The organism is Leclercia sp. EC_58 (genome assembly GCF_019584355.1).
Classification (GTDB): domain Bacteria; phylum Pseudomonadota; class Gammaproteobacteria; order Enterobacterales; family Enterobacteriaceae; genus Enterobacter.
In genome coordinates, this window is record NZ_VDAM01000001.1 from 544,174 (window position 1) to 565,645 (window position 21,472).

Below are 21,472 nucleotides of genomic sequence, written 5' to 3' on the forward strand. Positions count from 1 at the left end.
AATTAAAATCCCTGTTCGATAACAATTTTGCATCCCTCTGGGGCTGCGAACGTCAGGATAAATTATGGAGCTGCTCTGCCCTGCCGGGAACTTACCGGCGTTAAAGGCGGCCATCGAAAACGGCGCCGATGCGGTTTATATCGGGCTGAAGGACGATACCAATGCCCGTCACTTCGCTGGTCTCAATTTTACCGAGAAAAAACTGCAGGAAGCGGTGAGCTTCGTACATCTTCATCGCCGTAAACTGCATATCGCTATCAATACCTTTGCCCACCCCGACGGCTATCAACGCTGGCAGCGCGCGGTGGATATGGCGGCACAGCTGGGTGCCGACGCCCTGATTCTGGCGGATCTCGCCATGCTGGAGTATGCCGCCGAACGCTATCCCCATATTGAGCGCCATGTCTCGGTACAGGCGTCTGCCACTAACGAAGAGGCCGTACGCTTTTATTATCGTAATTTTGAAGTGTCGCGCGTGGTGCTGCCGCGCGTACTCTCTATTCATCAGGTTAAGCAACTGGCGCGGGTCACGCCAGTTCCGCTGGAAGTTTTTGCCTTTGGCAGCCTGTGCATCATGGCTGAAGGGCGCTGCTACCTCTCTTCTTATCTCACCGGGGAATCGCCCAACACTGTGGGCGCCTGCTCCCCTGCCCGCTACGTGCGCTGGCAGCAAACCCCGCAGGGGCTGGAGTCGCGTCTGAACGAGGTGCTGATTGACCGCTATCAGGATGATGAAAACGCCGGCTATCCGACGCTGTGCAAAGGCCGCTATCTGGTGGATGGCGAGCGCTACCATGCGCTGGAGGAGCCCACCAGCCTGAACACCCTCGAACTGCTGCCGGAACTGCTGGCCGCCAACATCGCCTCGGTGAAAATCGAAGGACGCCAGCGCAGCCCGGCCTATGTCAGCCAGGTGGCAAAAGTGTGGCGCCAGGCGATCGATCGCTGCATGGCAAATCCGCAGAGCTATACGCCAGAACCGGCGTGGATGGAGACGCTCGGCTCGATGTCCGAAGGCACGCAGACCACGCTGGGTGCGTATCACCGTAAATGGCAGTGAGATAAACCATGAAATATTCATTAGGACCGGTGCTCTATTACTGGTCGAAAGAGACGCTGGAAGACTTTTATCAGCAGGCGGCAACCAGCCAGGCGGATGTGATTTACCTCGGCGAGGCGGTGTGCAGTAAGCGTCGCGCCACAAAGGTGGGTGACTGGCTGGAGATGGCGAAAACCCTGGCCGACAGCGGAAAGCAGGTCGTGCTCTCTACGCTGGCGCTGGTTCAGGCCTCGTCAGAACTGAATGAGCTGAAGCGCTATGTGGAGAACGGTGAATTTCTGCTGGAGGCCAGCGACCTCGGCGTGGTGAACCTGTGCGCCGAGCGCAAGCTGCCGTTTGTCGCCGGGCATGCGCTGAACTGCTACAACGCCGTGACGCTGCGTCTGCTGCTCAAACAGGGCATGACGCGCTGGTGTATGCCGGTGGAACTCTCCCGTGACTGGCTGGTGAACATCCTGGCGCAGTGCGACGAGCTGGGGATCCGCAATCAGTTTGAAGTGGAAGTGCTCAGCTACGGGCATCTGCCGCTGGCGTACTCCGCCCGCTGCTTTACTGCGCGTTCAGAGAATCTGCCGAAAGATGAGTGCGAAACCTGCTGCATCAAATACCCCAACGGACGCAGCATGCTGTCGCAGGAGAATCAGCAGGTGTTTGTCCTCAACGGCATTCAGACCATGAGCGGCTACGTTTACAACCTCGGCAACGAACTGGCCTCAATGAAAGGGCTGGTGGATATGGTGCGTCTGTCGCCGCTGGGCACCGAAACCTTCGCCATGATCGACGCCTTCCGCGCCAATGAAAATGGTGCTGCCCCGCTGCCGCTGACGGCGAACAGCGAGTGCAACGGCTACTGGCGACGTCTCGCCGGGCTGGAGCTGCAGGACTAAAAAAGGCTCACTTTGTTAACAACGACTGTAAAATTTTAATGCACTATTAAAGATTCACCGTCGACAAAGTGAGCTGCTATGACTGATAAATCCATTCCGTTTTCGGTGCTGGACCTGGCGCCGATCCCTGAAGGCTCCTCGGCAAGGGAAGCCTTTACCCACTCACTGGATCTCGCCCGCCTGGCTGAACAGCGCGGCTATCATCGCTACTGGCTGGCGGAACACCACAACATGGTCGGGATTGCCAGCGCCGCCACCTCAGTGCTGCTCGGCTATCTGGCGGCGAATACCACGACGCTGCATTTAGGCTCGGGCGGCGTGATGCTACCTAACCATTCGCCGCTGGTTATTGCCGAGCAGTTTGGTACTCTCAACACTCTCTATCCGGGCCGTATCGACCTGGGACTGGGCCGTGCACCGGGCAGCGATCAGCCGACCATGCGCGCCCTGCGTCGCCATATGAGCGGTGACATCGATAACTTCCCCCGCGACGTGCTTGAACTGGTGGAGTGGTTTGATGCCCGTGACCCGAATCCGCAGGTGCGCCCGGTGCCGGGCTATGGCGAGCAGATCCCGGTGTGGCTGTTAGGCTCCAGCCTCTATAGCGCCCAGCTGGCCGCGCAGCTGGGGCTGCCGTTTGCCTTCGCGTCGCACTTTGCGCCGGATATGCTGCACCAGGCGCTGCATCTCTATCGCACCCACTTTAAGCCTTCGGCGCGGCTGGAAAAACCGTATGCGATGGTGTGCATCAACATCATTGCCGCTGACAGCAACCGCGATGCGGAATTCCTGTTTACCTCCATGCAGCAGGCCTTTATGAAGCTGCGCCGCGGCGAGACGGGGCAACTGCCACCGCCGGTGGAGAATATGCACCAGCTGTGGTCGGCGTCAGAACAATATGGCGTGCAACAGGCGTTAAGCATGTCGCTGGTAGGGGATAAAGCGAAGGTGCGTCATGGCCTGGAAGCGGTGCTGCGTGAGACGCAGGCTGATGAGATCATGGTCAACGGCCAGATCTTCGATCACCAGGCGCGTCTACATTCGTTCGATCTGGCGATGCAGGTGAAAGAGGAGCTGGTGGGGTAGTTTTTTGCCGGGCGGCGCTGCGCTTGCCCGGCCTACTCCATCCCTGTAGGCCCGGTAAGCGAAGCGCCACCGGGCAATATGTTCACTGATATACAGGCAGCAGATTAAAGCTCGACAGCACGTGGACCACTGCGTTGCCGATACCGAACACCAGAATCAGTGCAATCATCGGCTTGCCGCCCCAGACGCGGAATTTTGGGCTACCGAAGCGCTTACGTGATTTACGCGCCAGCAGCGCCGGGACAATCGCCGCCCAGATCGTTGCCGCCAGCCCCGCATAGCCAATGGCATACAGGAAACCGTTCGGCCACAGCAGGCCACCGATTACCGGCGGCAGGAAGGTCAGCAGCGCGGTTTTCAGACGCCCCAGCGCAGAGTCATCAAAGCCACAGAGATCGGCCAGATAGTCAAACAGCCCCAGGGTCACGCCGAGGAACGAGCTCGCCACGGCGAAGTTGGAGAAGATCACCAGCAGCAGGTCCAGACTACGGCTGTTGAGCACGCCACTCAGGGCCTGTACCAGCACATCAATATTCCCGCCCTTCTGCGCAATGCCGATGAATTCCGGACGCGGAATGTTACCCATCGTTCCCAGCAGCCAGATCACATACAGCCCCAATGCCAGCAGTGTGCCGTAGACCAGGCAGCGGGTGATGGTGCGTGGATCTTTGCCGTAATACTTCATCAGGCTCGGAACGTTGCCATGATAGCCAAACGATGCCAGACAAAACGGCAGGTTCATCAGCAGATAGGGTGAATACGACGTGTTGCTCTGCGCCACGTTAAACAGCGTGGCGGGCGTAACATGCCCCAACAAGCTGCCGAAGGTCAGGAAAAAGGTGATGACCTTAGCGCCCAGCACAATGGCCGTCATCCGGCTCACCGCTTTGGTACTCATCCAGACGATAAATGCCACGCCAAGAGCGAAGGCAAAACCCGCCAGGCGCGCCGGGACGTTCAGCGACATCTCTGCGAAAGTGTGATGCAGAATCGAGCCGCTGGCCGAGATATAGGCGTAGGTCAGGATATAGAGCACAAAGGCAATGGAAATACCGTTGACGATATTCCAGCGCTTGCCCAGCAGGTCGCGGGTGATGGTGTCAAAGCTCGACCCAATGCGGTAGTTGAGATTAGCTTCGAGGATCATCAGCCCGGAGTGCAGCATACAGAACCAGGTGAAGACCAGCGCCGCTAGCGACCAGAAGAACCACGCCCCGGACATGACCACCGGCAGGGAGAACATCCCCGCACCTATGATGGTGCCGCCGATGATCACCACACCGCCGAGCAGTGAAGGTGACGTTTGGGTGGTGGTTAGTGTCGCCATACAGCCTTTTCTCCAGTCAATAATTTGGGACCTGCATCTTAATGTGCCGCACTGTACCAGTACAATAGTACAAAAGGAATAAAAAAAGCCCCGATAAAAATATCGGGGCTGTATATTTTACTTTACGCTACAGAGCGTGAAGATTACGCGTCACGACGACGAACCGGGCCATCTTCGCGACGTGGGCCACGGCTTTCACGACGCTCACCGCTGAAACGACCTGCACCTGGTGCAGCCCCTTCACGACGAGGACCACGACCGCCTTCACGACGCTCGCCACCGAAGCTGCGGCCACCGCCACGACGTTCGCCGCCACGGTCCGGACGCGGCTGAGCATCGCCCAGCAGCTGCATGTTCATCGGCTTGTTCAGGATGCGGGTACGGGTAAAGTGCTGCAGAACCTCGCCCGGCATACCTTTTGGCAGTTCGATGGTGGAGTGGGTGCCGAACAGCTTGATGTTACCGATGTAACGGCTGCTGATGTCGCCTTCGTTAGCGATCGCGCCAACGATATGACGAACTTCAACACCATCATCACGGCCCACTTCAATGCGGTACAGTTCCATTTCGCCAGCATCACGACGTTCGCGACGTGGACGATCTTCACCACCACGCTCTGGACGGTCGCCACGTGGGCCACGATCGTTGCGGTCGCCACGACGTTCGAAACGATCGTCACGGTCACGGAACTCACGCTTAGGACGCATCGGTGCATCTGGCGGCACGATCAGAGAACGTTCGCCCTGCGCCATCTTCAGCAGTGCAGCGGCCAACGTTTCGATATCCAGCTCTTCGCCTTCGGCGGTCGGCTGGATCTGCGTCAGCAGCGCACGGTACTGATCCAGATCGCTGCTCTCCAGCTGCTGCTGGACTTTCGCGGCGAATTTTTCCAGACGGCGTTTGCCCAGCAGTTCTGCGTTTGGCAGGTCTGCTTCTGGAATGGTCAGCTTCATGGTGCGTTCGATGTTACGCAGCAGACGACGCTCGCGGTTCTCAACGAACAGCAGCGCACGGCCCGCACGACCTGCACGACCGGTACGGCCAATACGGTGAACGTAAGACTCGGAGTCCATCGGGATGTCGTAGTTAACAACCAGGCTGATACGTTCAACGTCCAGACCACGTGCTGCCACGTCGGTTGCAATCAGGATATCCAGACGACCGTCTTTCAGACGCTCCAGCGTCTGCTCACGCAGCGCCTGGTTCATGTCGCCGTTCAGCGCTGCGCTGTTGTAGCCGCTACGCTCCAGGGCTTCTGCCACTTCCAGGGTCGCATTTTTGGTACGAACGAAGATGATCGCCGCATCAAAATCTTCTGCTTCCAGGAAACGCACCAGCGCTTCGTTTTTACGCATACCGTACACAGCCCAGTAGCTCTGGCTGATGTCCGGGCGAGTGGTCACGCTGGACTGGATGCGCACTTCCTGCGGCTCTTTCATGAAGCGGCGGGTAATGCGACGGATCGCTTCTGGCATGGTTGCAGAGAACAGAGCGGTCTGATGACCTTCCGGGATCTGCGCCATGATGGTTTCTACGTCTTCGATGAAGCCCATGCGGAGCATTTCGTCAGCTTCATCCAGTACCAGACCGCTCAGTTTAGAGAGATCCAGCGTACCGCGTTTCAGGTGATCCAGCAGACGACCCGGCGTACCGACGACGATCTGTGGACCCTGACGCAGGGCGCGTAACTGCACGTCATAACGCTGGCCGCCGTAAAGGGCAACCACGTTTACGCCGCGCATGTGTTTAGAGAATTCAGTCATAGCTTCCGCCACCTGAACAGCCAGTTCACGGGTCGGAGCCAGTACGAGGATCTGCGGTGCACGCAGGTCCGGGTCAATGTTATTCAGCAGCGGCAGCGAGAACGCTGCGGTTTTACCGCTACCAGTCTGGGCCATGCCCAGCACGTCACGACCAGAGAGCAGATGTGGGATACATTCTGCCTGGATCGGAGATGGTTTTTCGTAACCCAGATCGTTAAGGGCTTCAAGGATAGGAGCCTTCAGGCCCAGATCTGCAAAAGTGGTTTCGAATTCAGCCATGTAGTACGAGTGCCTCAATGTCAATGGCGGCCAGTCTACATAACTTATCGTGAAAATTTTCGGTAATTTTCATTGAAAGTGTGAACCGGCTCAAAGTAGGTGTATTGACGAACAACAACGCCCTCACCAGTAAAGGTGATGGCAATCAAAAGATTACGGGCTGATGTTTATGTCGTCAGCTATTGCTGGTCCGATTCTGCCAGGTCGTCATGCTCCTGGCCCAAGAGCGATAATTCCAACAATGCATAACGGTGCTCAACGTAGTTGTGTACGTTGTTAGCAACCGCTAATTTGAACAGTGCCGTAGCGCTGTCCGTATCCCCCAGACTTAGGTAGTACTTACCTAAATAGAAGTTGGTTTCACTGAGATGCTCAGCGAGCGAGGTGTTATCCGTTGCGTCCGCCTTCAGGCGTTCCATCAGCGTTGCTTCGCTAATGTCGCCCAGGTAGAACTCGACAATATTCCATCCCCACTGCTCCTTGTCCGATTTGTCGAAGCGTTGTTTTAACGCATCTTTAGCCTGCTTTTCGTCGAGCTTCTGCTCAACAATGAAAAGCCACAGGCTACGGAAAGGATCGTTAGGATCGTCTTGATAAAACGCCAGCAGATCATCTTGCGCTAACTTGTCACGACCGCCGTAATACAATGCGATACCGCGATTCAAGTGCGCGTAGTTGTAAGTTGGATCAAGCTCAAGTACAGAATCAAACGCTTCATAGGCAGCATCAAAATTGCCTGCCTGCGTTAAATAAATGCCTAAGTAATTGAATACTTCAGGCATATCCGGTCGGATCGCCAACGCTTGTGAAAAATCATTTCGCGCCAGTGCCCTCAGACCGAGACTATCATACAACACTCCGCGCTCATATAAAAGCTGTGCGCGTTCGTCATCGGTTAAAGCCCGACTGGCAAGAATTTGTTCCATGCGTGCCAGAATCACTTCCTGCTGCAAAGTCGGTTGCAGTGGCACTGCGAGGACTTCACTTTTACGCCAGGCAGAGTTGCTGCATCCTGCCAGCGTCAAAGCTGTCGCAACGAAACACCAGCGCAGAAAAGGCTTCATTTCCCACTCCCGAAGACAACAATTGGATGAACGTCCTGTCCCCCGGCTGCTAACAAGGCGTCCTGCCTGATAACAAGCCCCCCGCTTGCACGGGGGGCAAACGGCAACCTTACTCGCCCTGTTCGCCAGCCGGAGCTTCCGGCGCAGCGGCAGATTGAGACTGCTCGGTCGCTTCTTTAATGCTCAGACGGATACGGCCCTGACGGTCAACTTCGAGAACTTTAACCGGCACTTCCTGACCCATCTGCAGGTAATCGGTCACTTTCTCAACGCGCTTGTCAGCGATCTGAGAGATGTGTACCAGACCTTCTTTACCGCCACCGATGGCAACGAATGCGCCAAAGTCAACGATACGGGTCACTTTACCATTGTAGACACGGCCCACTTCGATCTCGGCAGTGATCTCTTCGATACGACGGATAGCGTATTTCGCTTTCTCGCCGTCGGTCGCTGCGATCTTCACAGTACCGTCATCTTCGATTTCGATGGTGGTGCCAGTCTCTTCGGTCAGGGCACGGATAACAGAACCGCCTTTACCGATAACGTCTTTGATCTTGTCCGGGCTGATCTTAATGGTGTGGATACGTGGAGCGAACTGAGAAATGTCGCCACGCGGCGCGTTGATCGCCTGTTCCATCACGCTCAGGATGTGCAGACGTGCACCTTTAGCCTGGTTCAGCGCAACCTGCATGATCTCTTTGGTGATGCCTTCAATTTTGATATCCATCTGCAGGGCAGAGATACCTTCGCGGGAACCCGCGACTTTGAAGTCCATATCACCCAGGTGATCTTCGTCGCCCAGGATGTCAGACAGAACAACGAAGTTGTCGCCTTCTTTCACCAGACCCATTGCGATACCCGCAACGGCCGCTTTCACCGGTACGCCCGCATCCATCAGTGCCAGAGAAGCACCGCACACGGAAGCCATAGAAGAGGAACCGTTAGATTCGGTGATTTCAGAAACCACACGAACGGTGTACGGGAATTTATCAGCATCTGGCATCACAGCCAGCACGCCGCGCTTCGCCAGACGACCGTGACCAATTTCACGACGCTTCGGCGAGCCAACCATACCGGTTTCACCTACGGAGTACGGAGGGAAGTTGTAGTGGAACAGGAAGCTGTCAGTGCGCTCGCCCATCAGTTCGTCGATGTTCTGTGCGTCACGGGCAGTACCCAGGGTTGCGGTAACCAGCGCCTGCGTTTCACCACGGGTGAACAGTGCAGAACCGTGAGTACGTGGCAGCACGCCAGTACGCACATCCAGACCACGGATCATATCTTTTTCACGGCCATCGATACGCGGCTCGCCTGCCAGAACGCGGCTACGAACAACGTTTTTCTCGATAGCGTGCAGGATTTCGCCGAGCTCGTTAGCGTCCAGGGACTCATCTTCTGCCACCAGCGTAGCGATGGTTTCAGATTTGATCGCGTCAACCTGGGTATAACGCTCTTGCTTGTCGGTGATGCGGTAAGCATCGCTCAGACGCGCTTCGGCCAGGGCTGCAACGCGTGCATTCAGCGCGTCGTTTGCCGCTTCTGGCTGCCAGTCCCAACGTGGTTTACCGGCTTCTTTCACCAGGTCGTTGATGTTCTGGATAACAATCTGCTGCTGGTCGTGGCCAAAGACCACCGCGCCCAGCATCTGGTCTTCGCTCAGCAGTTCTGCTTCGGATTCAACCATCAGTACCGCAGCTTCGGTACCGGCAACAACCAGGTCCAGCTTGCTTGACTTCAGCTCGTCCTGAGTTGGGTTCAGAACGTACTGGTCATTGATGTAACCCACGCGCGCAGCACCGATAGGACCGTTGAATGGAATACCAGACAGGGAGAGGGCTGCGGATGCGCCAATCATCGCAACGATGTCCGGGTTAACCTGTGGGTTAACGGAAACAACGGTCGCGATAACCTGAACTTCGTTAACGAAGCCTTCCGGGAAGAGCGGACGAACCGGGCGGTCAATCAGACGCGCGATCAGGGTTTCGCCTTCGCTTGGACGGCCTTCACGACGGAAGAAACCACCCGGGATTTTACCGGCAGCGTAAGTACGCTCCTGGTAGTTTACGGTCAGTGGGAAGAAGTCCTGACCTGGTTTAGCTTTTTTCTGGCCAACCACGGTCACGAATACCGCGGTGTCATCCATGCTTACCATAACAGCAGCAGTAGCCTGACGTGCCATCATGCCGGTTTCCAGCGTAACGGTATGTTGACCGTACTGGAATTTACGAACGATCGGATTCAGCAAGATTCTGTCCTTTCTTAAATGAATGACAGCACACCAAAGGCGTGCTGACTTTTACCGGACCTTCTTCGCATCCTCGCGACTAATGACAACCGACACCCCCATGGGTGAAGCCTCTCATTAGCCGCGCGAACCTCTGCAATGAAGATCATTTATAGCAACAATACATTAGTTTCCAGTGAATTGCTGCGGTCTGGTTGAAAAAAGGGGCCATAAGGCCCCCTTTTCTGAAACTCGCAAGACTTAGCGACGCAGGCCCAGACGCTCGATCAGCGCGGTGTAGCGTGCAACATCTTTACGTTTCAGGTAGTCGAGCAGTTTACGACGCTGAGAAACCATGCGCAGCAGACCACGACGGCTGTGGTGATCTTTTTTGTGCTCTGCAAAGTGACCCTGCAGGTGGTTAATCTGTGCAGTCAGCAGTGCAACCTGAACTTCGGTAGAACCGCTGTCGTTAGCATCACGACCAAACTCAGAAACGATTTTAGCTTTAGCTTCAACGCTTAGAGACATTTTAAAACTCCAAAATTTAAAGAATGAAAGGAAGCCGATCTCTAATTCAGCTTTCCCATGTATAACGTATGCCAATTGTTAAACAATTTACCAGACGTTAAGCCGCAATATTCTACCCGCCTCCCCTGCTTATCGCAAGGCAAGGCGTCAGCTTATGCCGGATATTCAACCACCAGTCGGCGTGGGGCAACACGACCTTCGTCGTCGATTTCACCCATCCCGATAAAGGTATGGTTATCGCCTTCCGTCACGCGTACCAGCCCTTGCGCCGGGACATTCGTCGTGCGCACCGGGTTGCCGTTTTTAAAGTAAACGGAGGAGGTCAACGGCAGATTGACAACCGGATAGTCCGAAGCAGGACTGTCCATTGGCATCAGTAATGGGTCAAGCAGATCCGCCGCCTCTGTGCCCTGCTCCTGCGCCTGGTCCACCAGCGCCTGCAGCTGCTCCAGCGTCACCATACGTTCAGCCGGGTACTTGCTGACTGCCAGACGGCGCAGATAAATAACGTGCGCGCCACAGCCCAGCTTCTCACCCAGATCGTCGATGATGGTGCGGATATAGGTGCCTTTTGAGCAATGCACTTCCAGCTCCAGCTCATCGCCTTCATGACGAATGAACAGCAGCTCATAGACCGTAATCGGACGGGCCTCGCGTGGCACCTCAATTCCCTGACGCGCATACTCATAGAGCTTTTTGCCCTGGTACTTCAGCGCCGAGTACATGGACGGCACCTGTTGAGTGTCGCCACGGAAGCTCTCGAGCGCGGCATCAAGCTGTTCGCTGCTGAACGTCACCGGACGCTCTTCGACGACCTGACCATCAGCATCGGAGGTGTCCGTGCGCTGGCCAAGCTTGGCAATCACGCGGTAGCGTTTGTCCGAATCCAGCAGATATTGGGAAAACTTGGTCGCTTCACCCAGACAAATCGGCAGCATACCGGTCGCCAGCGGATCCAGCGCCCCGGTGTGCCCCGCGCGGTTGGCGTTATATATACGCTTTACTTTTTGCAGCACGTCGTTGCTGGATGCACCCTGCGGTTTATCCAGCAGCAGCACGCCGTGCACGTCGCGTCCGCGACGACGAGGACGACTCATCAGTCCTCCTTTTTATCGTCCGGGTTCACACGACGCTCATCATCCTGCTTCACCACGCTGGTGACCAGGTTGGACATGCGCATCCCTTCGACCAGCGAGTTGTCGTAGAAGAAGGTCAGCTCTGGCACGATACGCAGGCGCATCGCTTTGCCAAGCAGAGAGCGGATGAAACCGGAGGCTTCCTGCAGCGCTTTAATACCGTTCTTAACCGCGTCTTCGTCCTGGTCATTCAGGAAGGTTACGAACACTTTGGCATACGCCAGGTCGCGGGACATCTCCACGCCAGACACGGTGGTCATCATCCCCAGGCGCGGGTCTTTGATTTCGCGCTGAAGGATGATTGCGATCTCTTTTTGCATCTCCTGAGCCACGCGCTGCGGGCGACCAAATTCTTTCGCCATAATAAATTCTCCAGACAAAAAAGGGGCCAAAGCCCCTTTTGAAATTTAATGCCGGGTGGCGCGAGGCGATCCCGGCCTACAATCGGCAATCTTAGCGAAGATTACGCGATAGTGCGTTGGATCTCGATGATCTCGAACACTTCGATCATATCGCCAACGCGAACGTCGTTGTAGTTCTTAACGCCGATACCACATTCCATGCCGTTACGGACTTCGTTAACGTCATCTTTGAAGCGGCGCAGGGATTCCAGCTCGCCTTCGTAGATAACCACGTTGTCACGCAGTACGCGGATTGGGTTGTGACGCTTGATGTTACCCTCGGTAACCATACAGCCCGCGATCGCACCGAATTTCGGTGATTTGAACACGTCACGCACTTCAGCCAGACCGATGATCTGCTGTTTCAGTTCCGGAGACAGCATACCGCTCATCGCCGCTTTCACTTCGTCGATCAGGTTATAGATGACGGAGTAGTAACGCAGATCCAGGCTTTCCGCTTCGATCACGCGACGCGCAGAGGCATCGGCACGCACGTTGAAGCCAACCAGAATCGCGTTGGACGCTGCAGCCAGGGTTGCGTCGGTTTCGGTGATACCACCTACGCCGGAACCGATGATCTTCACCTTCACTTCGTCGGTAGAGAGTTTCAGTAAAGAGTCGGAGATCGCTTCCACAGAACCCTGAACGTCGGCCTTCAGAACCACGTTCACTTCGTGAACTTCGCCTTCGGTCATGTTGGCGAACATGTTCTCGAGTTTAGATTTCTGCTGACGAGCCAGTTTAACTTCACGGAATTTGCCCTGACGGTACAGCGCAACTTCACGCGCTTTCTTCTCGTCACGAACAACGGTCACTTCATCACCGGCAGCCGGAACACCGGACAGACCCAGGATTTCCACAGGAATGGATGGACCTGCTTCCAGCACTTCGCGACCCAGTTCGTCACGCATTGCACGAACACGGCCATATTCGAAGCCACACAGCACGATGTCGCCTTTGTTCAGGGTACCTTCACGTACCAGAACGGTCGCAACCGGGCCACGGCCTTTATCCAGGAAGGATTCGATTACCGCGCCGCTCGCCATACCATTGCGAACCGCTTTCAGCTCCAGAACTTCAGCCTGCAGCAGGATAGCGTTCAGCAGGTCGTCGATACCGGTACCCACTTTTGCAGAAACCGGGATGAACTGAGACTCACCGCCCCACTCTTCCGGCATAACACCGTACTGGGACAGTTCGTTTTTAACGCGATCCATGTCCGCTTCTGGCTTATCGATTTTGTTCACTGCAACAACCAGAGGCACCTGCGCCGCTTTCGCGTGCTGGATAGCTTCGATGGTCTGTGGCATTACGCCATCGTCTGCTGCGACAACCAGAACAACGATATCCGTTGCCTGAGCACCACGTGCACGCATGGAGGTAAACGCGGCGTGGCCCGGGGTATCCAGGAAGGTGATCATCCCGTTATCGGTTTCTACATGGTATGCACCGATGTGCTGGGTAATGCCGCCTGCTTCGCCAGAGGCAACTTTCGTAGAACGAATGTAGTCCAGCAGAGAGGTTTTACCGTGGTCAACGTGACCCATGATGGTCACAACCGGTGCACGCGGCTCAGCTGCTGCGCCAGTGTCACGGTCGCTCATTACCGCTTCTTCCAGCTCGTTTTCACGACGCAGGATAACTTTGTGGCCCATCTCTTCGGCAACCAGCTGTGCAGTTTCCTGGTCGATAACCTGGTTGATGGTCGCCATTGCGCCCAGCTTCATCATCGCTTTGATGACCTGAGAGCCTTTAACCGCCATCTTGTTAGCCAGATCGCCAACGGTGATGGTTTCGCCGATCACAACGTCACGGTTAACAGCCTGCGCTGGCTTCTGGAAGCCCTGCTGCAGAGCGGAACCTTTACGCTTGCCGCCTTTACCACCGCGAACGGCAGCACGTGCTTCTTCACGGTCAGCTTTAGATTCGGCGTGCTTGTTGCCTTTTTTGGCTGGACGCGCGGCTTTTGCACTGCGCGTGCGGCCACGACCACCTTCAACTTCACGGTCGTTGTCATCTTCTGCCTGACGCGCGTGCTGGGAGGTGGTGACGTGATAGTCGCTGGTGTCTTCGGACGGTTCAGCGGCATTCACACCGTTTTTCTCGTTCTCTTCTGCCATACGGCGCGCTTCTTCAGCAACGCGACGGGCTTCTTCTTCAAGCTTGCGACGGGCTTCTTCTTCCGCTTTACGCTTCAGCTCGGCTGCTTCATTTTCACGACGGGCTTTTTCTGCCTGGGCGTTTTTGGTCATATCGTCAGTCTGTTGATTGCTCACTTTGTCTTTTTCCGCAGCGTCGCGCTTCGCTTTTTCAGCGGCGTCACGTTTCGCTTTTTCTGCGGCCTCACGTTCAGCTTTTAATACTGCCTCACGTTTGGCGTTTTCTTCTGCCTCACGCTGGGCTTGCTCTTCCGCTTCACGCTGTGCCTGCTCTTCCGCAGCGAGGCGTTCTGCCTCTTGCGGATCACGTTTTACAAAGGTGCGCGTCTTGCGGACTTCGATTTGTACCGATTTACTTTTTCCACCAGTACCTGGAATGTTTAACGTGCTACGCGTTTTGCGCTGCAGCGTTAACTTGTCAGGCGTTGAACCATGTTCACGGTTCAGATGCGTTAACAAGGTTTGTTTTTCTTGCGCGGTCACCGAGTCATCAGCGGACTTCGGGATCCCTGCATCAGCAAATTGCTGTACCAGGCGATCCACGGAGGTCTGAATCTCAGCAGCCAGCGTTTTTACAGTTACATCAGTCATGCTGTTCCTTCCTGCTACAGTTTATTACGCTTCGTCGCCGAACCAGCAGATATTACGTGCGGCCATGATGAGTTCGCCGGCTTTCTCGTCGGTTAAACCTTCGATATCGGCCAGGTCATCAACGCCTTGCTCAGCGAGATCTTCCAGCGTACAAACACCACGGGCAGCCAGCTTGAACGCGATCGCACGATCAAGACCTTCCAGATTCAGCAGGTCATCAGCCGGCTTGTTATCACCAAGGCTTTCTTCCTGAGCCAGTGCCAGGGTGGTCAGTGCGTTTTTAGCGCGTTCACGCAGGGCTTCAACGGTGGCTTCATCCAGACCGTCAATTTCCAGCAGTTCTTTCATTGGCACATAGGCCAGTTCTTCCAGCGTAGAGAAGCCTTCTTCAACCAGAACGGTGGCGAACTCTTCGTCAATGTCCAGGTGCTTAGTGAAGGTATCAATCGCTGCATGGGCTTCAGCCTGGTGCTTCGCCTGCAGGTCGTCAACGGTCATTACGTTGAGTTCCCAGCCGCTCAGCTGCGACGCCAGACGGACGTTCTGACCGTTACGGCCGATAGCCTGTGCCAGGTTACCGGCTTCAACGGCGATATCCATGGTGTGCTTGTCTTCGTCGACGACGATAGAGGCAACATCAGCCGGGGCCATCGCGTTAATCACGAACTGCGCCGGGTTGTCGTCCCACAGAACGATATCAATACGCTCACCGCCGAGTTCAGTCGAAACGGCCTGAACGCGCGCGCCACGCATACCGACGCAAGCACCGACCGGATCGATACGTTTGTCGTTGGTTTTCACCGCGATTTTCGCACGGGAACCTGGATCGCGGGCAGCCGCTTTGATCTCGATAACTTCTTCGCCGATTTCTGGCACTTCGATGCGGAACAGTTCGACCAGCATCTCAGGCTTAGAACGGGTCACGAACAGCTGAGCACCGCGGGCTTCTGGACGCACGGAATAGAGTACGCCGCGAATACGGTCGCCCGGACGGAAGTTTTCGCGTGGCAGCATATCTTCACGCAGGATAACCGCTTCCGCGTTGTTACCCAGATCCAGGGAGATGTTGTCGCGGTTAACTTTCTTCACCACGCCGGTGATGATCTCACCTTCGTGCTCGCGGAACTGGTCAACAACCATCGCACGTTCAGCTTCACGTACTTTCTGTACGATAACCTGTTTCGCGGTCTGTGTGGTGATACGGTCGAAGGTCACGGATTCAATCTGATCTTCAACGTAATCATCAATGTTCAGGCTTTCATCTTCGAAACGCGCCGCTTCGAGGGTGATTTCCTTCGTTGGTTGGGTCACTTCTTCAACGATAAGCCAACGACGGAAAGTATCGAAGTCACCGCTTTTACGATCGATTTCAACGCGGACATCGATCTCTTGTTCATATTTTTTCTTGGTTGCCGTAGCCAGTGCACTTTCCAGCGCTTCGAAAATTTTCTCACGCGGCAGGGCTTTCTCGTTGGAAACGGCTTCAACAACAGCCAAAATTTCTTTGTTCATCGCGGGCTTTTCACCTCAATCCAGACTGTTAAAAGTGGGGAACCAGGTTCGCCTTCTGGATATTACTCAGCGCGAACACTTCATCTTTGCCTTCGACTGTAACCGTGATCATCTCACCATCAACGGCTTTAATAACGCCTTGCCATTTACGGCGGTTCTGTACGGCCATGCGCAGAACGAGAGCCACTTCTTCACCAGTAAAGCGCGTGTAGTGTTCAGCCGTGAACATTGGTCTGTCGAGACCAGGCGAGGAAACTTCCAGGTTGTAGGCAACAGTAATGGGATCTTCAACATCGAGAACCGCACTCACCTGGTGGCTGACATCAGCACAATCATCAACATTGATGCCATCTTCACTATCAATATAGATGCGCAGCGTGGATGTACGACCCCGAACGAATTCGATGCCGACCAGTTCGTAGCCCAGTGCTTCGACCGGTGCTGTAATCATCTCTGTTAATTTTTGCTCTAATGTGGACAAGCCCACCCCCAAGACGTAAAAAAAGGGCATAAAGCCCAGTTATTCTGTAGTCAGATAACAAAAAACCCCGATAAATCGGGGCTTTAGATAACTGAACCCTATAGCCACAACTGTGGCCTGGAGCACTTTCAAAAAGAATTTTTTCAAATCCAGCTACGAAGGCGCTAAGTCTTCACAGTATATTTGAAAAAGGACTTTATAGGAAAGTGGTTGCGGGGGCCGGATTTGAACCGACGACCTTCGGGTTATGAGCCCGACGAGCTACCAGGCTGCTCCACCCCGCGCCTGAAACGTGGCAAATTCTACTCGCTGTGGGTAAAAAATGCAAATAATGCTGGGATTTGGTACCGAGGACGGGACGTAAAATCGGCATACAGTATATTGATAGCGTACCCCCACTGTCAACCCCGTGAACAATAGCGATTAAGGCGGGAAATTTTTACAAAAAATCCACGAATCTCTTTCGGTACTTGCCAAAAGATGATTAAATGAAAACTCACTTATTCTGCATAAAAATGCATTTTAGGGTGAAGCGATCACTCATCAGTCAATCAAGCAGGGTTTTATTTTATGACGACGATTCTCAAGCATCTTCCGCAAGGACAACGTATTGGCATCGCTTTTTCCGGCGGTCTGGACACCAGCGCTGCACTGCTTTGGATGCGCCAGAAGGGAGCGGTTCCGTATGCATATACTGCGAACCTGGGTCAGCCGGATGAGGACGATTACGAAGCCATCCCGCGTCGCGCCATGGAGTATGGTGCCGAGAACGCACGCCTGATTGACTGCCGTAAGCAGCTGGTTGCCGAAGGTATCGCTGCTATTCAGTGTGGCGCTTTCCATAACACTACCGGCGGTCTGACCTATTTCAACACCACGCCGCTGGGCCGTGCTGTTACCGGTACGATGCTGGTTGCCGCTATGAAAGAAGATGGCGTCAACATCTGGGGCGACGGCAGTACCTATAAAGGCAACGATATCGAGCGCTTCTACCGTTACGGCCTGCTGACCAACGCCGAGCTGCAAATTTATAAGCCGTGGCTCGATACCGATTTCATTGATGAGCTGGGCGGCCGTCATGAAATGTCTGAATTTATGATCGCCTGCGGTTTCGATTACAAGATGTCGGTCGAGAAAGCCTATTCAACCGACTCCAACATGCTGGGTGCTACCCACGAAGCAAAAGACCTGGAATACCTGAACTCCAGCGTGAAGATCGTTAACCCGATCATGGGCGTGAAGTTCTGGGACGAAAACGTCAAAATCCAGGCAGAAGAAGTAACCGTACGTTTTGAACGCGGCCACCCGGTTGCCCTCAACGGTCAGACCTTCTCTGACGACGTAGAACTGATGCTGGAAGCTAACCGCATTGGTGGCCGTCACGGTCTGGGTATGAGCGATCAGATTGAAAACCGTATCATCGAAGCAAAAAGCCGTGGCATCTATGAAGCCCCGGGGATGGCCTTGCTGCATATCGCTTACGAGCGTCTGCTGACCGGCATTCATAACGAAGACACCATCGAGCAGTATCACTCCCACGGTCGCCAGTTAGGTAAACTGCTGTACCAGGGCCGCTGGTTCGATCCGCAGGCACTGATGCTGCGTGATGCCCTGCAGCGTTGGGTGGCGAGCGCCATCACCGGTGAAGTGACCCTCGAGCTGCGCCGTGGCAATGACTACTCGATTCTGAACACCGTGTCTGACAATCTCACCTACCAGCCAGAGCGTCTGACCATGGAAAAAGGCGAGTCCGTCTTCTCGCCGGACGACCGTATTGGTCAGCTGACCATGCGTAATCTGGATATCACCGATACCCGCGCCAAGCTGTTCACCTATACCGAAAATGGCCTGCTCTCCGTCTCCACCGGCAATGGCCTGCCGCAGGTTGAGAATCTGGAAAACAGCGATAAGCAGTAATCGCGAATTAAGATGCAAAAGGCGCCTGAGGGCGCCTTTTTTATTGCCGAATTTCGTGACGTGTAGGGCGGGCAAGCGCAGCGCCCCCGCCGTCTTTCCCCCGCGGTGCAACGCTTGCCGGGCCTACGAAAAGACAATGTACAGACGAAAAAAAAGACGTCTTTCGACGTCTTTCTTTCGGAATATTGGTACTGAGGATGGGACTCGAACCCACAAGCCCGTTAGGGCACTACCACCTCAAGGTAGCGTGTCTACCAATTCCACCACCTCAGCACAGATACTACTCTTACTGCGGGATATCGCTGGTCGGCTTAGCCGGTGCAGCTGGCTGAGTCTGCTCAGATTTCGCTGGCGCGCTCAGGTTATCCCACTCGCTTCCTTTGTTGATCTTGTTGCTATTGATATTGCCAAGCGCCAGACTGATGATGAAAAACAGCGTTGCCAGAATCGCCGTTGCGCGGGTCATGAAGTTACCAGAACCACTTGAACCGAACAGCGTACCAGAAGCGCCTGCTCCAAAAGAGGCCCCCATATCAGCGCCTTTACCTTGCTGCAGCATGATCAGCGCTACCAGAGCGATGGCTACAATAAGGAAAACAACTAAAAGAGCTTCGTACATAATCAACCTGTTCCTTGCGGATTTGCCGCATACCAATGCTTCAACCAATAAGCAGGAATTTTGCTTTCCCACTGAAGCGGGTGTGAATACTAACCAAAGCGAATGACCTTCGCAAGGGCAATTTCAGCTCATTGTATCAAGTGCGGAAAAAAACAGCAAAACCGCCACAACTGTACAAAACAAAGGCGGCATAAGCCGCCTTTTTAAACACTTACCAGAGGTTACGCAGCTTTTACCGCATCAGCGATGCGATGGGCAAACTCGGTGACCTGCGCTTCGTCTTCCCCTTCCACCATCACACGGATCAGCGGTTCGGTACCCGACTTACGCAGCAGAACACGGCCACGGGAGCCCAACGCCGCTTCCACTTCAGCCATCACCGCTTTCACGTTCTCGTTTTCCAGTGGATCGCCCTTACCTGCCGTAAAGCGAACGTTGACCAGGATCTGCGGGAACATTTTCATCCCACTGCACAGATCGTGCAGGGACATATGGTTACGCACCATCGCTGCCACGACCTGCAGGCTCGCCACGATCCCGTCACCGGTAGTGGTTTTGTCGAGCAGGATCACGTGACCGGAGTTCTCCGCACCGATGCGCCAGCCTTTCTCCTGCAGTTTTTCCAGTACGTAACGGTCGCCAACCTTCGCGCGCGCAAACGGGATACCCAACTGCTTGAGCGCCAGTTCCAGGCCCATGTTGCTCATCAGCGTTCCAACGGCGCCACCGCGCAGCTGTCCCTGACGCAGCCCTTCGCGGGCGATGATATAGAGGATCTGGTCGCCATCGACTTTATTGCCTTCATGGTCAACCATGATGACGCGGTCACCATCACCGTCGTAAGCAATCCCGAGATCGGCCTTCTCCGCCAGCACGCGCGCCTGCAGAGCGCGAACATCCGTTGCACCTACCTCGGCATTGATATTCAGACCGTTTGGCTCGCAACCGATGGCAACAACCTGCGCGCCCAGTTCGCGGAATACGTTAGGGGCGATGTGGTAGGTTGCACCGTTAGCGCAGTCCACCACGATTTTCAGATGACCCAAGCTAAGTTCGTTCGGGAAGGTGCCTTTGCAAAATTCAATATAACGACCCGCAGCATCGACGATACGGCTGGCTTTACCCAGCTCAGCGGAGTCAACGCAGGTCAGCTCTTTTTCCATTTCTGCTTCGATAGCCTCTTCAACGTCATCCGGCAGTTTGGTGCCGTCAATGGAGAAGAATTTGATGCCGTTATCGTAGAACGGGTTATGCGAGGCAGAGATCACGATACCCGCTTCGGCACGGAACGCGCGGGTCAGATAGGCCACTGCGGGGGTCGGCATAGGGCCCGTGAAAGAGGCGGAGAGCCCAGCGGCAGACAGACCCGCTTCCAGTGCGGATTCGAGCATGTAACCGGAAATACGCGTATCTTTACCGATAATGATTTTGCGCGACCCGTGGCTTGCCAGCACCTTGCCAGCCGCCCAGCCTAGCTTCAGTACAAACTCAGGAGTGATTGGCGCATCGCCCACGCGTCCACGAATGCCGTCGGTACCAAAAAATTTACGATTACTCATAGCGGGAGTTTTCCTTAGCTGCCAGTGTGGCTTCCACCACTCGCATGGCTTCTGCTGTTTCTTTTACGTCATGGACGCGAATTATATGTGCTCCCTGCATCGCTGCAATCACCGCACAGGCCAGGCTGCCACTCAGACGTTCTGATGGCCCAACGTTAAGCAGTTGGCCTATCATTGATTTTCTCGACATTCCGACCAGCAGCGGCAGGCCAAAATGGTGAAACTCCGATAAGCGCGCAAGAAGTTCGTAGTTGTGAGAGAGATTTTTACCGAAACCGAAGCCCGGGTCGAGCAGCAATTTCGCTTTTGCGATACCGGCACGTTCACAGCGCGCAATATGCTCTTCAAAGTAGCGGTTCACGTCCGCAAACACGTCGCTGTATTTCGGCGCATCCTGCATGGTTTTCGGCTGGCCCTGCATATGCATCAGGCATACCGGTAACCCGGTCTCGGCAGCCGCTTCAAGCGCACCGGGCTCAGTAAGGGAGCGAATGTCATTGATAATGTGAGCGCCCACTCTTGCCGATTCGCGAATCACCTCGGGTTTGGAGGTATCGACAGAGATCCAGACTTCGAAACGCTGAGCGATCGCCTCAACGACCGGGATAACGCGCGATAACTCTTCATCAACGCTGACATCCGCGGCCCCAGGTCGCGTTGACTCTCCGCCTACGTCGATGATCGTCGCGCCAGCGTTGATCATCAGATTCGCATGCCTGACCGCATCGATAAGCGAGTTATGCGTGCCGCCATCGGAAAAAGAGTCTGGCGTGACGTTCAGGATCCCCATCACATGGGGATGAGAAAGATCGAGATAAGAATCCTGGGCGAAGAGTTTCATAGCAAGTCCCTGATTTTTGGTTAAGCAGACAAGAA

18 protein-coding genes and 2 tRNA genes are annotated in these 21,472 nt (G+C 54.9%); 4 read left to right on the forward strand and 16 right to left on the reverse strand.

The genetic code is table 11. From position 1 onward, the window contains the following. The first annotated feature begins 64 nt into the window (after positions 1 to 64). From FHC51_RS02720 to FHC51_RS02730, 3 genes are all read left to right on the forward strand, one after another. Positions 65 to 1,060, forward strand: a complete 996-nt coding sequence (locus tag FHC51_RS02720; RefSeq protein ID WP_220434863.1) for a peptidase U32 family protein — start codon at positions 65 to 67, stop codon at positions 1,058 to 1,060. Positions 1,061 to 1,068: 8 nt separating this feature from the next. After that, positions 1,069 to 1,947 (forward strand): U32 family peptidase, encoded by an 879-nt coding sequence (locus FHC51_RS02725; protein ID WP_103824912.1) that lies wholly within the window; start codon positions 1,069 to 1,071, stop codon positions 1,945 to 1,947. Between the two features lie 78 nt (positions 1,948 to 2,025). Further along, positions 2,026 to 3,033: a luciferase-like monooxygenase gene (locus FHC51_RS02730; RefSeq protein WP_114316591.1), complete on the forward strand. Its 1,008-nt coding sequence runs from the start codon at positions 2,026 to 2,028 to the stop codon at positions 3,031 to 3,033. A gap of 82 nt (positions 3,034 to 3,115) precedes the next feature. Here FHC51_RS02730 and mtr read toward each other — a convergent pair whose 3' ends face one another. The 12 genes from mtr to FHC51_RS02790 form a co-directional block, all read right to left on the reverse strand. Continuing rightward, positions 3,116 to 4,360 (reverse strand): tryptophan permease, encoded by a 1,245-nt coding sequence (mtr, locus tag FHC51_RS02735; protein WP_220434864.1) that lies wholly within the window; start codon positions 4,358 to 4,360, stop codon positions 3,116 to 3,118. Positions 4,361 to 4,503: 143 nt separating this feature from the next. Beyond that, positions 4,504 to 6,402, reverse strand: a complete 1,899-nt coding sequence (locus FHC51_RS02740) for a DEAD/DEAH family ATP-dependent RNA helicase (RefSeq protein WP_220434865.1) — start codon at positions 6,400 to 6,402, stop codon at positions 4,504 to 4,506. After that, the gene (yrbN, locus tag FHC51_RS23200) at positions 6,395 to 6,475 is read right to left on the reverse strand and encodes a protein YrbN (protein WP_103177161.1); all 81 of its coding nucleotides are present in this window, start codon (positions 6,473 to 6,475) and stop codon (positions 6,395 to 6,397) included. Before yrbN ends, FHC51_RS02740 begins: the two co-directional genes overlap by 8 nt. 106 nt (positions 6,476 to 6,581) lie before the next feature. Beyond that, complete coding sequence (gene nlpI / locus FHC51_RS02750) at positions 6,582 to 7,466, reverse strand: lipoprotein NlpI (RefSeq protein ID WP_103177162.1); 885 nt, start codon at positions 7,464 to 7,466, stop codon at positions 6,582 to 6,584. A 109-nt stretch (positions 7,467 to 7,575) separates the two neighbouring features. Continuing rightward, positions 7,576 to 9,711, reverse strand: coding sequence for a polyribonucleotide nucleotidyltransferase (gene pnp, locus FHC51_RS02755; RefSeq protein WP_220434866.1), 2,136 nt, complete (start codon positions 9,709 to 9,711; stop codon positions 7,576 to 7,578). 240 nt (positions 9,712 to 9,951) lie between these two features. After that, entirely contained in the window at positions 9,952 to 10,221 is a 270-nt protein-coding gene (gene rpsO, locus FHC51_RS02760; protein ID WP_032614416.1) for a 30S ribosomal protein S15, read from the reverse strand. Positions 10,222 to 10,373: 152 nt separating this feature from the next. Continuing rightward, positions 10,374 to 11,318 (reverse strand): tRNA pseudouridine(55) synthase TruB, encoded by a 945-nt coding sequence (truB, locus tag FHC51_RS02765; protein WP_220434867.1) that lies wholly within the window; start codon positions 11,316 to 11,318, stop codon positions 10,374 to 10,376. Further along, positions 11,318 to 11,719 (reverse strand): 30S ribosome-binding factor RbfA, encoded by a 402-nt coding sequence (gene rbfA / locus FHC51_RS02770; RefSeq protein ID WP_103177165.1) that lies wholly within the window; start codon positions 11,717 to 11,719, stop codon positions 11,318 to 11,320. The genes truB and rbfA overlap by 1 nt, the downstream gene beginning before the upstream one ends. Positions 11,720 to 11,820: 101 nt before the next feature. Then, positions 11,821 to 14,508: a translation initiation factor IF-2 gene (gene infB / locus FHC51_RS02775; protein ID WP_103824918.1), complete on the reverse strand. Its 2,688-nt coding sequence runs from the start codon at positions 14,506 to 14,508 to the stop codon at positions 11,821 to 11,823. Between the two features lie 24 nt (positions 14,509 to 14,532). Beyond that, entirely contained in the window at positions 14,533 to 16,020 is a 1,488-nt protein-coding gene (gene nusA, locus FHC51_RS02780; protein ID WP_103824919.1) for a transcription termination factor NusA, read from the reverse strand. Positions 16,021 to 16,048: 28 nt separating this feature from the next. Then, positions 16,049 to 16,501, reverse strand: a complete 453-nt coding sequence (gene rimP / locus FHC51_RS02785; protein WP_139156304.1) for a ribosome maturation factor RimP — start codon at positions 16,499 to 16,501, stop codon at positions 16,049 to 16,051. Between the two features lie 207 nt (positions 16,502 to 16,708). Then, a tRNA-Met gene (locus tag FHC51_RS02790) sits at positions 16,709 to 16,785 on the reverse strand. Between the two features lie 286 nt (positions 16,786 to 17,071). Between FHC51_RS02790 and argG the strand changes: the two genes are divergently transcribed. After that, positions 17,072 to 18,418, forward strand: a complete 1,347-nt coding sequence (gene argG / locus FHC51_RS02795; protein WP_220434868.1) for an argininosuccinate synthase — start codon at positions 17,072 to 17,074, stop codon at positions 18,416 to 18,418. A gap of 186 nt (positions 18,419 to 18,604) precedes the next feature. Here argG and FHC51_RS02800 read toward each other — a convergent pair. The 4 genes from FHC51_RS02800 to folP all read right to left on the reverse strand — a co-directional run bounded on the left by FHC51_RS02800 (position 18,605) and on the right by folP (position 21,437). After that, a tRNA-Leu gene (locus FHC51_RS02800) sits at positions 18,605 to 18,691 on the reverse strand. Between the two features lie 13 nt (positions 18,692 to 18,704). Continuing rightward, positions 18,705 to 19,037 (reverse strand): preprotein translocase subunit SecG, encoded by a 333-nt coding sequence (secG, locus tag FHC51_RS02805; RefSeq protein ID WP_039031650.1) that lies wholly within the window; start codon positions 19,035 to 19,037, stop codon positions 18,705 to 18,707. Positions 19,038 to 19,258: 221 nt separating this feature from the next. Then, the gene (gene glmM / locus FHC51_RS02810; protein ID WP_103177171.1) at positions 19,259 to 20,596 is read right to left on the reverse strand and encodes a phosphoglucosamine mutase; all 1,338 of its coding nucleotides are present in this window, start codon (positions 20,594 to 20,596) and stop codon (positions 19,259 to 19,261) included. Next, the gene (gene folP / locus FHC51_RS02815; protein WP_103824923.1) at positions 20,589 to 21,437 is read right to left on the reverse strand and encodes a dihydropteroate synthase; all 849 of its coding nucleotides are present in this window, start codon (positions 21,435 to 21,437) and stop codon (positions 20,589 to 20,591) included. Before folP ends, glmM begins: the two co-directional genes overlap by 8 nt. Positions 21,438 to 21,472: the final 35 nt, after the last annotated feature.

Excerpts from the sequence above, each read along its gene's own strand:
- FHC51_RS02720 (WP_220434863.1), top strand. The coding sequence starts at position 65 with ATGGAGCTGCTCTGCCCTGCCGGGAACTTACCGGCGTTAAAGGCGGCC.
- FHC51_RS02725 (WP_103824912.1), top strand. The coding sequence starts at position 1,069 with ATGAAATATTCATTAGGACCGGTGCTCTATTACTGGTCGAAAGAGACG.
- FHC51_RS02730 (WP_114316591.1), top strand. The coding sequence starts at position 2,026 with ATGACTGATAAATCCATTCCGTTTTCGGTGCTGGACCTGGCGCCGATC.
- mtr (WP_220434864.1), bottom strand. The coding sequence starts at position 4,360 with ATGGCGACACTAACCACCACCCAAACGTCACCTTCACTGCTCGGCGGT.
- FHC51_RS02740 (WP_220434865.1), bottom strand. The coding sequence starts at position 6,402 with ATGGCTGAATTCGAAACCACTTTTGCAGATCTGGGCCTGAAGGCTCCT.
- yrbN (WP_103177161.1), bottom strand. The coding sequence starts at position 6,475 with ATGAAAATTACCGAAAATTTTCACGATAAGTTATGTAGACTGGCCGCC.
- nlpI (WP_103177162.1), bottom strand. The coding sequence starts at position 7,466 with ATGAAGCCTTTTCTGCGCTGGTGTTTCGTTGCGACAGCTTTGACGCTG.
- rpsO (WP_032614416.1), bottom strand. The coding sequence starts at position 10,221 with ATGTCTCTAAGCGTTGAAGCTAAAGCTAAAATCGTTTCTGAGTTTGGT.
- truB (WP_220434867.1), bottom strand. The coding sequence starts at position 11,318 with ATGAGTCGTCCTCGTCGTCGCGGACGCGACGTGCACGGCGTGCTGCTG.
- rbfA (WP_103177165.1), bottom strand. The coding sequence starts at position 11,719 with ATGGCGAAAGAATTTGGTCGCCCGCAGCGCGTGGCTCAGGAGATGCAA.
- infB (WP_103824918.1), bottom strand. The coding sequence starts at position 14,508 with ATGACTGATGTAACTGTAAAAACGCTGGCTGCTGAGATTCAGACCTCC.
- nusA (WP_103824919.1), bottom strand. The coding sequence starts at position 16,020 with ATGAACAAAGAAATTTTGGCTGTTGTTGAAGCCGTTTCCAACGAGAAA.
- argG (WP_220434868.1), top strand. The coding sequence starts at position 17,072 with ATGACGACGATTCTCAAGCATCTTCCGCAAGGACAACGTATTGGCATC.
- secG (WP_039031650.1), bottom strand. The coding sequence starts at position 19,037 with ATGTACGAAGCTCTTTTAGTTGTTTTCCTTATTGTAGCCATCGCTCTG.
- glmM (WP_103177171.1), bottom strand. The coding sequence starts at position 20,596 with ATGAGTAATCGTAAATTTTTTGGTACCGACGGCATTCGTGGACGCGTG.
- folP (WP_103824923.1), bottom strand. The coding sequence starts at position 21,437 with ATGAAACTCTTCGCCCAGGATTCTTATCTCGATCTTTCTCATCCCCAT.